Raw genomic sequence first — 14,846 nt, forward strand, 5'->3', positions numbered from 1 at the left:
AGTGTCCCAACCATCACTTCCAGTATTTATTACATAAAAAATATATTTAGAGAATAAAACTGAACTTGAACGATTGAGGAATTTTAATGATGAACCGTTTAAGTATTGGGATAACGTGGGAAAAAAGGTAGACACATGAATATGTGTTTACAGGAATGTAAGTTTTTTAGTCTATTGTAAAATAATTAAAAAATCATTATAATACTTTTAATCTAAATTAATAGATTAATTGAAATAATGAAAAGTTTTACAGAGAGAGAAACTAGTAGGATCAGTTAGTATTTTCACAAGGGGGAGAGCTTCAATGACAAATCTGATGAAAAAGTGGAATCAAATTAGTCTGGTAAAACAAATAGCTATAGGTTTGATTATTGGTATTATCTTGGCTATTACAATTCCAGAGGTAGCAAAACCTGTTACCATTTTAGGCTCTTTATTTGTAGGAGCACTAAAAGCTATTGCACCTGTTTTGGTACTGTTCTTAGTTATGTCAGCCATCGCGCAGCATAAGAGTGGTCAACAAACAAATATGAAATCTGTTATTATTCTATATCTTTTAGGAACTTTTTTAGCCGGTCTAATTGCAGTAATTGTAAGTTTTATGTTCCCTGTAGGTTTGACACTTACAAAGGGAGTTGAGGAAGTAACGGCTCCTGGTGGTGTGACAGAGGTCCTTAAAGGCTTACTGTTGAACATCGTTGATAACCCGGTAAAAGCTATTTTTAATGCGAACTATATTGGTATTCTAGCTTGGGCTATACTTCTTGGTTTGACATTAAAGAATGCCTCCGATACGACAAAAACAATGATATCTAATTTTTCAGATGCAGTTTCTCAAATGGTTACATGGGTAATTAAGCTTGCGCCATTAGGAATTATGGGATTAGTGATCGAGTCTATTACAACAAACGGAATCGAGTCTTTGCTAAGTTATGGAAAATTACTGATCATTTTGATTGGTTGTATGCTTCTAGTGGCTCTTGTTGTTAATCCAATTATCGTATTTATTGCGATCAAGCAGAATCCATACCCACTAGTATTTAGATGCTTAAAGGAAAGCGGTATTACAGCATTCTTTACTCGTAGTTCTGCTGCAAACATACCAGTAAATATGAGATTATGTGAAAAACTAGATTTAGATAAAGATACATATTCTGTATCAATTCCACTAGGTGCAACCATTAATATGGCTGGTGCAGCAGTTACAATTTCTGTGTTAACCCTTGCAGCGGTTCACACTCTTGGGATTCATGTAGACATCCCTACAGCAATCATCCTAAGTGTTCTGTCAGCTGTTTGTGCTTGTGGAGCTTCAGGAGTTGCTGGAGGATCTTTATTGTTGATTCCTCTGGCATGTAGCCTATTTGGAATTCCAACTGATGTTGCCATGCAGGTAGTTGGTGTAGGCTTTATCATAGGTGTTTTACAAGATTCTTTCGAAACTGCTCTTAATTCATCAACAGATGTACTGTTCACTGCAACTGCTGAATATAGGATGCAGATGAAGGAAGGAAAAAAAGTTACGGTCAATAAAATAGCATAAAAAAGAATAATAAGGTGCCCTCTGTCTGGTGATAGAGGGTGCTTTTTTATTTGCAATCTGTACGGTACACGAAAGAAGAAATGATATGTATCTTTAAAATTTGAGGGACTCATAGATTAACATGATACGATGAACTGTACCATGTTAATCTGTCCCATGTAAGGTATTCATATTAGATGTTAAAAAGTATATGACCTTAGAATTAAATACAAATCTCTTAGCTTTGGTTTCTATTAAGTCTGGACAATCTTGGTAATCTAAATTGCTCAACTGCCTCTTCCAGAGTTTCAGCACCTTCGTTATGCTGTTCAGTAGATTCTAATACGCTGTCTCTGATTCTACTATCTCGGACCTTAATACCTTGCTGACCACCTAATTCATCATTGTTTCTACCAGCAATACCACTTCTACCATTGCCATCTGCAAACTGTGAACGATTATTTGCAGTTGAGCTATGATCGACCGCTATTTGGCCTCCTTGGTTAGCATTTGCCCCAACATTTCTTAGAATCTGGCCGCCACCTTCAGCTCTTTGTTCAATATTGTCTCCAATATGAAAGTGGAATTCAACATTTACCTCAATCTTTTTTGCCAAAAGGATCATTCCCCCTTTCTCTTCATACTATAAATATTCAATATTTTTAGTTTGGATTAGACAGATTGATAGATTGTAGCTGAATTTTTCATATTTTTAATAGAATTGGGAGGGATTTTTAGATAAGTTATCATGGATGAAGTATGCTTATATAGAAAATATGGTAGTATATGGATAAATGTAATCGTTTTTATAAGGAGAAATTGTATGGACTTAATTGAAAATCAAAAAAGATTCTTTGAAAAATATAAAATAGATGAACAAGAATTTGAGCAGTATGCTTTAGGTTGGGCCAACTATATTGACATATATCAGGATTACTTAGCTGAAATACCGAATCTTGAAACAGTCGCTTCATTTATATCAGAAATACTTCGGAAAAATCCTCAAATTCATACAGTGAAATCAAGAATAAAATATCCTGAACATCTGATCGAAAAGATTATAAGAAAAACCATTAAAGGTAAAAAAAGCGACCCTACATATGAAATAAATGTATCAAATTATAAGTCCGAAATAGGGGATTTAATTGGTATAAGAGCACTACATTTATATAAGCATCAAGCTGCAGACATCGATCAAACGATTCGAATGAATTGGAATTTACATGAAAAAGCGACAATCTATCATCGTCTTGGTGATCTCACAAATGAACAATATATCGACCAAGAAAACTTTCAATTTTTAGTTCACGATGCAGGCTATAGGTCTTGGCACTATGTCATCAAATCGCAAATGACAAAAGTGAACTATCTTGCAGAAATTCAAGTCAGAACTATTTTCGAAGAAGGGTGGAGCGAAATCGATCATCAGTTAAGATATCCATATGATTTGGATAATAAAATATTAAATGAACAGCTGTTAATCTTAAATAGGATTTCCGGTGGTGCTGATGAATTAGTAAATGCCATCCTTCATACAAAAATGAGTATCTATCAACAAGAACAAGAAAAAGAAAATCGCGATCAACAAATTAAGGAGCTACTTAAAGAGATTACAGTTTTATCTGAGGAAGGGAAACTAAGTGCAGATGAAAAAGGATCTTTGGAAGAAAAGCTAAAAAAATTGGAAGAGACTCAAATGGTTACGGATCTTAGTAATTTATATAATTATCGATCGATTGAGAGTCAGTTGAATCCGAAAACAATGCCTTGTGATGATAAGTAAATCATGCGTTTTAATTTAATGGAATAATTGATCCTAATTGAACTGAATCTAATAAAATTTATGTCCTACTGGATCTAGTCCGGTAGGATATTTTTTATCTAAAATATTATGAAAGAGTATTAGTAATAAATAATAATTATATTAAAATTTACTAATTTACTGAAAATAAATAATCTTATATAATTAGAAACGTTGTACATCATCAAAGAATATAAACAGAGGGAAGTTGAACAAATGAAAAAGCTTATATCAATGATTCTTGTTCTATTGCTAGTTTTGCCAGTAAATTTAATTGGCTATGCAGCTAGTGATATTACACCACCAAAATTAATCAATGCTTCTATTAATATGAAAGAGTTAAAAGTGGGCGATGTATTAAAAATTACATTTGAGTTAGCTCCAGATTTAGAATCGGGACATAATACGAACCCTATTTCCCATAGTAGCATGGTTGAATTAAAACATAGTTCAGGCGAAAAAACGAATGGAGTTAATTCTTATATCGGAAATAATAAATTTCAATTTGAAAGAATAATAGATTCTGAATTTTTACAGGGTGAATGGAATGTAGAATCTGTCACATTTAGTGATAATGCAGGTAATTCTTCGAGTTATCATATTGAAGATGATGCGATATTAAAAGCTTTATCGTTTAATGTGAAGGATGGAGCAGTAGTACCAGTAAAGCCCGAATTAAAAGGAGTGACGATTCTTACACCAACAGCATCTGTAGGTGAAGATGTAAAATTAAAAGTAGAGATATATGATCCAAGTAACATAATTGTTCGAGGTTATGTTGATTTAGTTCATAAAAAAACTGGTGGCCGACAAATGGCTTCACTAAGAAAAAAACTAGACGATTCAACTTGGGAAGCCATATTAACGGTCCCAGATGACATAAAAAATGGAGAATGGTATGTTGAAGAAGTAAGTTTAGGTACTAGATATACTTCTTATCGATTCTTTAAAAAAGATTATAACTTTCTGCAAAATAAAAATATTACAATTTCAGGTGGATTAAATGATATTACAGCACCAATATTTCATTCGATAGACATTTCGAAATCGTCTGTTCAAGTAGGAGACTCTTTTGAAGTAACAGTTGAAGCGGAAGATAAAGAATCGAAGATAAAAGATGTAACCGTTGCATTTGGAAATAAATTTACAACACATACTTTGTATACACCAGATGAATGGACTGAAGATGATGGTAAATACAAATTTACAATACAAGTTCCAATTGGACAACAACCTGGTGAATATGTATTAAAGCATATTAACATTACTGATACAGCAAATAATACGAATTGGGTCATGCCAATGCATCTTAAAAATGTCCCTGAAATCAACATACAATCAATTTTCACAGGCACTGATGGAGATTTTAATAGTATTTTAACTGGTTCGACATTTGATCCTATGTATAATGTAAAAGCCATATCAAATTATGAAGGCGATTTAACAAATGATATTACTTACAATGGGAATGTAGATACGCAAACAAAAGGTGTATATTTAGTAACTTATAGTGTGGGAAGTAAAAACCAAAACTACACATATAAAGATTATCGTTGGGTTAGTGTAAATGATGAAAATACTTTAGATAATAGTACAGATGTCTCAACAGCTTATTTTAAATCAAATGTTGATGTAGTTGTGCCAAGTAATGTAAATGTAAGTTTAAAGTCAGCGAGTTCAAGCATAAGTGTGAATGGAAAAGCACAAGTGTCTAGTGAAGGTGAATACACTGCAACAATCAATTCGTCTTCATCTACACAAGCAAGAGCTTTATCGTCAAGCGGTTCTCCACAGACAAGTCAATTTAAGTTCGTTATTGATCGAACTTTACCTACTACAAAGGTAAACAATATTAATTCGACATCAACCTCTGTAACTGGTATAACTGAACCAAATGCAAAGATAGCTTTAAATATAAAAGATATATTATATGCAGGTAAAGCAGATTCAACTGGTAAATTTACCATTAAGTTTCCAAAACAAAAAGTAAATACAAATTATTCTATACAAGCAAAAGACTTAGCAGGTAATATTGGTAAAGCGGTGAGTGGAAAAGTAGTACTTCCATTAACAGTTAATTCAATTAGTAACCGTTCAACAATCGTTTCTGGGACTTCTGTTCCTTATGCTTCTGTTAAGATGTATATAAACAATAAATATGTAAAACAAACAAAAGTTAATAGTAAGGGAGAATTTAAGTTTGCTATTTCAAGCTTATCCCCTGGAAAAAATGTTAAAGTCGTAGTTAATACAAAAGATGCTAGTGCTACTTATACAAGAAAAGTATCTGATAAAATTGCACCAGTTATTCAAAGCATTGATAAAGTAACTAGTAGTTCAACGTATGTTTCAGGTAAGGTTGAAAAATATGCGAAAATTCGCGTAGACTGGATGGAATATCAAGGAGTTATAGGTGAGGGAAAAGCCTTAAGCAATGGTTCATTTAAAATTAAGATTCAAAAACTAAAAAAAGGTTCAACACTTAGAGTATGGGCTATAGATGCAGCAGGTAATGAAAGTTATAAAATCATAAAAGTTAACTAAGTAAAAAGAAGGTATGATAATTTAACACATACCTTCTTTTTTTATATGGAAGGTAAGTTCCAAGACCTCATAATTGAAGGAAAAAGAATAAATATAGCAGCCTCCAACCATACTAAACTTGAATACCTTACATGGAGGTGCGCGAAATGACTTTCCAAAATCGCGGAGCAGGAAATCCTGAACATCATATTGACCCGAATAAATTACAAATCGTGGCAGTTCGAAAAAATGGTGACGGGGATATAGCGGAAGTGAAGTTCCAAAATGGTGAAACAGCAACAATCGAACAAGCCATTGTCATGGCAGAGCAGGATTTAATAGAAGACGTAAACACAGGGACAACGCGAGGGCATCAACATAAAACGCTTCGTTCGTATCCAGATGGTGATCCGTCTAATAATTTGAGTAATTTACCATCATTTTAAAGCGTAAGGAGTCACGATTAAAAGTGGCTCTTTTAACGTTATGATGGGTTTAATAGTTCGAAGCCTGTTAATTGGATCTGAATCATATATATTTTTTTTAGGCTCTGTTAAATATCATTGTTGATTTTTGGAGCAAAAAAAGACTATCGACAAATATGCCGAAAGTCCTGAATTTTTCAAATTGATTTTAAGTTTTTGTTGCGAGTTAATTCTTCATTTTACTCGCCTCTTAAGTTTTGTATCCTCAATTCTCGGATAATTTTTAACCAATCATATTTTTAAAATTAATTATTTTTGGAATCTGGACTTATTTTTATTTGTTTCTCTATAATACTTACAAGATGTTTATCTGCTGTATTCGTAATTCCACTAGCATCAGAGATAATTAATTTTGCATCATTATCCACATAATGATAGTGAGCATGCATCTTTAAACCATACCAATCAAAATCAATTCCATTATTAAAGTCACCTGTATATTTGCTTGTGTAAACATCTGTACTTTCTGTTGTATCAAAAATTGAAATTGTGTGTGCATCTTCATCTATCAGATAACAAATGTCATAATCCTGAAAACGAACCCTATATCCTTTTTCATATTTACTTTTTTCAGTATTTTTAGGAGTAGTATCACTCTCATTTTCTTTTGGGAAAGTATGGTATGTAATGACTACTTCTACGTCGTTAGAGTACCAATCATCTGGTGAATATTCTTTATCTCCATCAACCGAAACAGACTTAACCTCGCCATCTTTTGTTAACCAACCAGTTACTAAATCATCAATTTTTTTTGTTTTAATTTTCTTAAAACCACGTTTCTCAAATTCTTTTACAACATCTTTGTAATCTCTTCCCTTTTGAACACTTGAACCTGACGGTGTCTGTGCTTCGCCCTTATGACTCTTCGAGCCACTATCACCACACCCAACTAACGTAATAATCATAAGACATGCAATAAAAATACATACTATTCTTTTCATTTCTTTCTCCTCTAAAAGACGAATTGTAATTAGCACATTAAATCGCTTGTTTTTGTATAATAAATTTATGGGAAATAAATGTCCTGTGCTAATTCCTTGTTGTTTTATTACATAATTATACTATGTTTTTTTAGAAAACGACTAGATATTGTACGAGGTCACTGATAAAGTGTAACTTTTTCAGTGAGCTCAAGCTATAACAAAAACTTAGGCTATAGTTCCCCTTTTTAACTATGTGCTTGCGACACTAAGCGTATTGATAATACTCCAGCTTACGAATGGTGAAGACGTTTAACAGTTATAGCACTGTTCTGTATAACGAAAACCGAAAAGCCGATCTCTAATTTGAAATCGGCATAAATTATTTTTAATCAACATTATCCTTTAACAGAGCCAAAATTTATGTAAAAAAACCCCTGAAAACGAATTTCAGGGATCTTTCTATGTTTCTTATTTTACGATTACTTTTGTTACAGTACTTACATTTCCTGCTTTATCTTTAGCAGTGAAGTACAGGATTGTACCAGATTTTAATTTTGAAACTTTGAAAGTAAACAATCCTTTTTTATTGCTAATTGCTTTGTAAACTTTCTTTCCAACCTTTAATTGTACAGAAGAACCTACTTCTGCCTTACCTACTAAACTAGTAGTAGTACTTGTTACTTTTGTCACCAATACAGGTGCAGTTGGAGCAGTTTTGTCAACTACTTTTGTAGTAACTGTAGGGCTAGTGTTGCCACCTTTATCTACTGAAGTTACAGATAAATTAGTTCCAGCTTTTAAAGTTTTCGTTAATGTCACTGTGTATGCTCCACGATAGTTAGCGTCTGCTGTGCCTACTACAGTTTTACCAGATTTAATCGTTACTTTTGTACCTGCTTCTGCTTTACCAGTAATCTTAGTGTCATTGTCGTCTACTTGATTAATTACAGGTTTTGCCGGCGCAATAACATCCTTAACCTTAACTTGTGCATTACTTACATTTAGTTTAGCATCACTTGCAATGACATTAATTGTTGTTCCAGCTTTTTGAACTGGAATGTCTACTGTAAAGTTTCCTTCTTTAGAAGCAGTAGTTGTAGCTATTACTTTTCCATTTGCTTGTAATTTAACTAAAGCATCAGCAAAAGCTTTACCTGTAACTTTTGTTGATTTGTTTGTCACTTCACCAACAACAGGAGTAGCAGGAGTTACTTCCACTAGTTGAACTCTACCTTCAACAGTTGAGCTTACTTGTCCTTTAAATGATTTGAAATAATTAACAAATGCATCTAAATCTACAAGACTTGTCACACGGTTTTTCCCAGATTTTAGGACAGTAAAGCCGTCACCACCATCAGCCATAAAGTTATTTACAGTGATTGAATATTCTTTAGTAGGATCGATTTTAGATCCATCTGGAAGATAGATATCAAGTATTTTCTTACCGTAATCATTTTTATCAGTCCAAGTATAATGAAGACCAGCGATTGCCATGATCTTGTTATAACTTGGAGGAGCATTGAATTGTTGATTTAATAAAGTTCTTAGTTGCTCTCCAGTAATCTTCATTGTAACTAAATCGTTACCGAATGGCTGAACCTTGAATAAATCTCCCCAAGTAATTGTTCCTTTTGGTAGTGGGTTACGAATCCCACCAGAATTCATGAAAGCAAAATCTGTACCTGTTGTTGCTTTCATACCGTCAGCAATAAAGTTACCAAGTGCTGACTCACCACTTGCATTAGCGTCTTTGCTCAATATATCTGAAGTTTCACCCATTACTTGACTTGTAATTGGTTTGATATCAGCTTGATAACCATCAAGCTCAGCTTTAATTTTTGCATCAGGTGTAATTTTGCTATGTAAAGTATCAACAATCTCAGCCTTCGCTTCAACGATATCTTGAGTAGCTGGGTCAATTGTTAATTCAACATCTGAGAATGCTGTTCCATAAGACCATGATTGTACTAGAAGCTTACCATTAACTTTTGCATTTAAAAGTTTATGATCATGAGCACCAAAAATCACGTCAACTGATGCGTCTGTTGCATTTGCAATGTCGACAACTCTTCCAGTTGGATTTGAACCGTCTGCTTGTGAAGAACCAGGATTATGTGCAAGAACGACAATTGACTTAACACCTTTATCCGTTAATTCTTTTGCATACTTGTTAATAGCTGCTACTTCATCCGTAAATTTAACACCTTCAACACCTTTTGGAGTTACAATCGATGGCGTTTCAGTTGTTACAACCCCAATAAATCCGATCTTAGCTCCACCAACTTCTTTTACTACATATGGAGGTAAAATAGGTTCATTTTTATCATCTACTACGTTTGCTACAACATAATCCATTGTTGAACCAGTAAACTTGCCATATTTTGCTTCATATTTTTCAGTTTTCGGGTTGCTTCCACCATCGATTAGACGCTTCATTTCAGCAACGCCTTCATCAAATTCATGGTTACCGATTGTACCTACATCAAAGCCAAGTTCATTCATAAAACGAATCGTAGGCTCATCTTGTAATATTGCAGATACTGGAGGACTAGCCCCAACAAGGTCACCAGCTTGAACCATAAGTGTATTTGCAGGGTTTGTAGCTTCTCTTTCTTTTAAATATGCAGCTAAATACTCGATACCACCTGAGTAATCAACTACCTTACCAGTTGCATCTTTAATAGATTTCCAAGTATCAAGCTGACCATGATAGTCGTTAATGCCTAATAATTGAACATGAATGTTACCGTTTGTATCCGCTTTCACAGATTGAGTAGAAATATTTAAAGGAGCCATTGTAATGGCTAACGCAGCTACAAGAGAACCGTTAAACAGTTTCCTCTTAATATTTTTTGATTTATTTCTATTCACAAGTTTCCCACCTTTTGACAAAATATTTTTTATTGCAAGAATATTTTACTAGTATTATAGATAGATTAATAGACTTTTTTGTAATTTTTTGTTAAAAATTTGTTTAGGTGGATTTTTGCTTGAAAATTTAAGGGAGAACCTCCAAGACTAATATTTGAAGAACGACATTTAAAGTTGATATTATTGGTATTCATCGTATAAAATCATCGGTAAAAAGAAGGTGTGTTGCATTCAGGGGAACAATAGATAATAGAATAGAAAGATCACCTAGTAACAAATAATTTTCTCTTGAAAAGAAATACAAAAGACTTAATGATTAAGGTTAATTTATTTATTGAAGAAGCAGAAAAGCCAAGGATATTTCCTTGGCTTATTTTTTTGATTTGGTAAAGGAATCGAATGAAATAGATGTAAATTGGAAAATATCAATCTATCATTACCATAGTAATCTCACAAATGAACAATACATAGAAGAAGAATACTTTCAAATTTTTAGCGCATGATGCAGGGGATTAGATAATATTCGTTAATAAAACATTTTTTAAGAAATTATGTTTTTCGTCAGTTTTCTTTTATTAAATCAATTTTTAAATTGTAAGTGTTCTTTATAATTGTTAAAAATATCCAAAAAGTCCTATTTAACATACAGGAGATTAGGCCGAAAAAAAATAAGGTAAACGTAATAGGGGGACTCTTCTACTTATGTTGGAGAGATTTTTCTGTGATAAATTACATAGAAAGTAGGAATGAAATGAAAAAATCATTAGTCGTTATTGCATTAATTATTTCTTTTATTCTTGGTTCATTTTCGCCAAGTATCATCACAAATGCAGCTGTATCAGTAAGCCAATTACAAAAACAAATTAAAGTATTACAAAGTGAAGTGAAAAAGCTTAAATCACAAAATGCTTCAAAGGATCAGGAAATTAAAACTCTTAAAAATGCAATACCAAAACCTATTAATTCAAAAATTGCATACAATGGTAATATAAAAAGTGGGAATTACCAAGTGGGTAACGTTACTGTGCCAGGTATATTAGAATATAAGGGTATAAAGTATACTCCAATTAACTATTTAAGTAGTATTTTGGAAGTGCCAGTACGATTTAATAGTTCTGAAGATACCTTTATATTTGGAAATTCTCCAACAGGTAATTATTTAACTGATATTATGGAACCATATTATACTTCATATGGAGATTTCTATCAAAATGAAAAGATGGTGTTGGGTGGAAAAACATATTTTAAAGGTTTTAGTAAACAAGTATATGAATCAGATGAAAATAGGATAACGTTTGGATTATATGGAAAATATAAATCTCTTTCTGGTATTGTAGGCATGGATTTTGAATATTACAATGAGTTTGTTGCAAGGTATTCAATTCTAGTCGATGGCAATGAAGTATGGACAGGGGACCAAAGTCCGGGGCAATTACCACTGAACTTTAATGTAGACATAACAGGGGCTGAAAAAATTGAGTTTGTTGTTTACAAATTAGACGGCGAAGGCTCTATTGCAGAAGTTAATTTTGTAAATCCACTAATCAAATAATAATGTAGCGTTTACCTAACCTCCTCAATTTACTGAGGAGGTTTTTATTATAATTAAACGGTTTGTAATGCACCTTAGTATATAATCCAATATTTTAAATTTTGATATATAAGAACTATAGCCCTATCTTAATAATGACCTAACTATATACATTGTTGTATAAGGAGAAATCCTAATAGAGGGAATACCTTAAACTAAAAAGAATATAGAGATGTAGATCTAGTAGTTTTTACTTAGTTCCTAGATTTGGGATGAAGAGTAATATTAATATAAGATGTATTTATCAATTAAAAATTAGGGGAGATTAGTTAATGACTTTGAATATGAATCTTTGGAAAGTAACAAATAACAAATTAAAAGAACTTCCTAAATCAAGATTAGATAGAGAGGAACGACTGGAGAACTGGATTGAAACTGATAGTAATATTACAGGTTTAGATATTTTATTGATAGGAAAACAAGTAGTAACCTTTTTCGGGGGACGAATTGATCTACTTGGAATGGATATTGAAGGTAATATAATAATTTTAGAGTTGAAAAGAGATAAAACACCACGAGATATTGTTGCACAAACCTTAGATTATGCATCATGGGTTAAAGATCTAAATTATAATCAAATCGATGCAATTGCTACAAATTATTTAAATAAAAATATACGTGAAGCTTTTTTTGAAAAATTTCAAACAGATATTCCAAGTGAAGTTAATAAAAGTCACGGTATTGTAATCATAGCTTCAGAATTAGATCCTGCCTCTGAAAGAATAGTCCAATATCTTTCAACTGAGTATGATGTAAATATTAATTGTATTTTTTTTGACTTTTTTGTTGAAGGAGATCAAGAGTTTCTAGGACGTTCTTGGTTGCTGGATCCTGAAGAAGTAGCTGAACGAAATATATCGAAAAAAAGTTCACCATGGTCTGGGTTGTATTTTGTAAATGTAGGGGATGGAGAATACAGAAGCTGGGAAGATTGTAAAGAGTTTGGATTTTTAAGTGCAGGTCAAGGAAATAGGTATAGTAGGGCGATAAAAAATCTAAAAGTTGGAGATAGGGTTTTGGCGTATCTCAAAGGTAAAGGATATGTCGGTTATGGTGAAGTAACTAGTAATGCATTAATGGCAAAGGATTTTAAATTGTCCGATAATACGTTGTTATTTGACAAAAAACTTAAACAACCAAATATTAAAGAAAATAGTGATAATCCAGAGTTATGTGATTGGACGGTTGGGGTTAAATGGTTTAAAGCAGTTGAGCGTGAAAAAGCATTAACTAAACAGGGGATTTTTGCGAATCAGAACATAGTATGTAAATTAAGACATCAACCAACAATTGATTTTCTTAATAGTCATTTTTCAATAGATTCAATAGAAATAGATTAAATCTTTGTATTAGTCGGTCCATTCCATAAACAAGTATAACCCACAGAGATATTACTTCATTTTGAGTTATTGTTTGAAATTAATTCTCTGTAATTGTTAATATGCAGAATTGCTTTAACATTTATCTTTTCTTTTACTTACACGAATAACTTTCTGTTTAAACTATCTTTAAATAAAACCTTGCTTGTTAGTATATTGATAGAAACAAGGTATTATTAAAATTAGTAAGTGAATGTATTAAAGATGAAGAAGAATTATAATCGTAAAATTTAATTTTAAGTGTCCAAATAATAATAATTGAACATCAATTTTAAAAATCATTTTAATAAAAAAACCAAGGATGGTCCTTGGTTTTTTATTTTTCAACTACTTTTATATCAAGAAAATAGCCACAATCGTAGTGACCACTAAACCTATTAACACAGGCAACAAATTCCGTCTAGCCAACTCAAACGGACTTACATTACAAATAGCTGCCGCAGGAATGAGTGCCCAAGGGATTAATGTTCCGCCTCCTACCCAAATTGCCGCAATTTGCCCCATAGCAGTCAATGTTGCAATACCATGACCGATAGCTGTTGCAAATAGAGATGCAACCGATCCAGCAAGTGAAATACCAGAGAAGCCCGATCCATCTAACCCTGTAATCGCACCTACAGTTGTTAATGTTACTCCTGCTACTGCTGGGTTTACTGGTACTGCATGAGCAAGTGCAAACCCTAAGTCATTGACAATACCATTAGATCCTTTTGGTAAGAAGTCCCCGATTATCGTTGTAAATCCACTATCTCCAAGATAGAAGAAAGCTGCGATTGGAATAACCGGACCAAATACTCTAAACCCAAATTTAAATCCATGAATTAAATAGTTAGTTACTTCCTCAAATCCTTTTGATTTATGTCCCATCATTGAAAGTATTGAAAGAATGATCAGTGAAGTACCCCCGATTAATGCAGTAGCATCTCCACCTTGTAAATTAAAATGAACCATCGCCCAAATATCCACTGCGAACAGAATGAATACAAGTGCTGCCATCCATTTTTGTTGAGCCGAAGAAAGTAAATAAGTTTCAGTTTCGGAATCGCTTTCAACAGATTCTACCTTCAGAAGTCCCTTTTTCATGTCTCGTTTTAAAAAGTAGAATGCTGTTACAGTTGTAACGACCCCCATAATGATAATTAATGGCACACTAGCTGAAATGACCTCAGAAACAGGTATACCAGCTGCATCTGCAGTTAATTTTGGTGCGCCTTGAATGACAAAATCACTTGAAAGAGCAATACCGTGACCGAATAAGTTCATCGCCATTGCAACACCTAATGCAGGTAAACCTACACGAAGCGCAACCGGTAATAACACTGCACCAATTAATGCTACTGCAGGAGATGGCCAGAAAAACCACGAAACCACCATCATTACAATTCCTATTGTCCAGTATGCGAGTGAGGCGTTTTTCATTACCCTTGTAAATGGACTGATGAGCGCCTGGTGTACTCCACTTTCAGTTAAAGCTTTACTCATTGATACGATGATCGAAATAACTAGAATTGTAGAAAGTAATTCGGTAATTGCATATATGAAACTTAAAAACAAGATACTGACTGAACTAGTAAGTGATTCTGTTGCTACAAGACCTAAAAGAAAAATCCCAGCTAGACAGACTAAACTAGTGTCTCGTCTTAAGATTAAAAACAAGATGATAATTCCTATAAATGTTACATAAAGCCAGTGTATGGCTGTTAAATCGACATGCATTTAATTTCACCCCTTTATGGCTAAAGATATTGAAT

General features: G+C 33.0%; 10 protein-coding genes. 6 read left to right on the plus strand and 4 right to left on the minus strand.

The features are described 5' to 3' along the window. Positions 1-304 precede the first annotated feature (304 nt). Positions 305-1,543 carry a serine/threonine transporter SstT gene (gene sstT, locus ACX6U0_RS09560; protein WP_464959722.1) on the plus strand — a complete coding sequence of 413 codons (1,239 nt, stop codon included), beginning with the start codon at positions 305-307 and terminating at the stop codon, positions 1,541-1,543. Positions 1,544-1,760: 217 nt separating this feature from the next. Here sstT and ACX6U0_RS09565 read toward each other — a convergent pair whose 3' ends face one another. After that, complete coding sequence (locus tag ACX6U0_RS09565; protein WP_464959723.1) at positions 1,761-2,138, minus strand: hypothetical protein; 378 nt, start codon at positions 2,136-2,138, stop codon at positions 1,761-1,763. 207 nt (positions 2,139-2,345) lie between these two features. Between ACX6U0_RS09565 and ACX6U0_RS09570 the strand changes: the two genes are divergently transcribed. The 3 genes from ACX6U0_RS09570 (at position 2,346) to ACX6U0_RS09580 (ending at position 6,292) form a co-directional block, all read left to right on the plus strand. Next, a complete protein-coding gene (locus ACX6U0_RS09570) occupies positions 2,346-3,305 on the plus strand; it encodes a nucleotidyltransferase family protein (protein ID WP_464959724.1) in 960 nt (319 codons plus the stop codon). Positions 3,306-3,539: 234 nt separating this feature from the next. After that, positions 3,540-5,867, plus strand: coding sequence for an Ig-like domain-containing protein (locus tag ACX6U0_RS09575; protein ID WP_464959725.1), 2,328 nt, complete (start codon positions 3,540-3,542; stop codon positions 5,865-5,867). 146 nt (positions 5,868-6,013) lie between these two features. Beyond that, positions 6,014-6,292, plus strand: a complete 279-nt coding sequence (locus ACX6U0_RS09580; protein ID WP_464959726.1) for a DUF3892 domain-containing protein — start codon at positions 6,014-6,016, stop codon at positions 6,290-6,292. Between the two features lie 284 nt (positions 6,293-6,576). On the opposite strand, the gene ACX6U0_RS09585 is transcribed toward ACX6U0_RS09580, so the two are convergent. Continuing rightward, positions 6,577-7,272, minus strand: a complete 696-nt coding sequence (locus ACX6U0_RS09585) for an LptM family lipoprotein (RefSeq protein WP_464959727.1) — start codon at positions 7,270-7,272, stop codon at positions 6,577-6,579. A 450-nt stretch (positions 7,273-7,722) separates the two neighbouring features. Continuing rightward, positions 7,723-10,125 carry a bifunctional metallophosphatase/5'-nucleotidase gene (locus tag ACX6U0_RS09590; RefSeq protein WP_464959728.1) on the minus strand — a complete coding sequence of 801 codons (2,403 nt, stop codon included), beginning with the start codon at positions 10,123-10,125 and terminating at the stop codon, positions 7,723-7,725. 721 nt (positions 10,126-10,846) lie between these two features. On the opposite strand from ACX6U0_RS09590, the gene ACX6U0_RS09595 reads away from it, so the two are divergent. Both ACX6U0_RS09595 and ACX6U0_RS09600 read left to right on the plus strand, forming a co-directional pair. Further along, on the plus strand, positions 10,847-11,677 hold the full coding sequence (locus ACX6U0_RS09595) for an NPCBM/NEW2 domain-containing protein (protein WP_464959729.1): 831 nt from the start codon (positions 10,847-10,849) through the stop codon (positions 11,675-11,677). A gap of 311 nt (positions 11,678-11,988) precedes the next feature. Beyond that, entirely contained in the window at positions 11,989-13,056 is a 1,068-nt protein-coding gene (locus tag ACX6U0_RS09600; protein WP_464959730.1) for an endonuclease NucS domain-containing protein, read from the plus strand. Positions 13,057-13,428: 372 nt separating this feature from the next. Here the strand turns inward: ACX6U0_RS09600 and ACX6U0_RS09605 are convergent, their stop codons facing one another. Then, a complete protein-coding gene (locus tag ACX6U0_RS09605; protein ID WP_464959731.1) occupies positions 13,429-14,811 on the minus strand; it encodes a hypothetical protein in 1,383 nt (460 codons plus the stop codon). Between the last annotated feature and the right edge of the window lie 35 nt (positions 14,812-14,846).

It is taken from the genome of Gottfriedia sp. ABJ_BB2_2, assembly GCF_055484705.1.

What these genes read in the sequence shown, in the direction of transcription:
- sstT (WP_464959722.1), top strand. Translation starts at nt 305, where the DNA reads ATGACAAATCTGATGAAAAAGTGGAATCAAATTAGTCTGGTAAAACAA.
- ACX6U0_RS09570 (WP_464959724.1), top strand. Translation starts at nt 2,346, where the DNA reads ATGGACTTAATTGAAAATCAAAAAAGATTCTTTGAAAAATATAAAATA.
- ACX6U0_RS09575 (WP_464959725.1), top strand. Translation starts at nt 3,540, where the DNA reads ATGAAAAAGCTTATATCAATGATTCTTGTTCTATTGCTAGTTTTGCCA.
- ACX6U0_RS09580 (WP_464959726.1), top strand. Translation starts at nt 6,014, where the DNA reads ATGACTTTCCAAAATCGCGGAGCAGGAAATCCTGAACATCATATTGAC.
- ACX6U0_RS09585 (WP_464959727.1), bottom strand. Translation starts at nt 7,272, where the DNA reads ATGAAAAGAATAGTATGTATTTTTATTGCATGTCTTATGATTATTACG.
- ACX6U0_RS09600 (WP_464959730.1), top strand. Translation starts at nt 11,989, where the DNA reads ATGACTTTGAATATGAATCTTTGGAAAGTAACAAATAACAAATTAAAA.
- ACX6U0_RS09605 (WP_464959731.1), bottom strand. Translation starts at nt 14,811, where the DNA reads ATGCATGTCGATTTAACAGCCATACACTGGCTTTATGTAACATTTATA.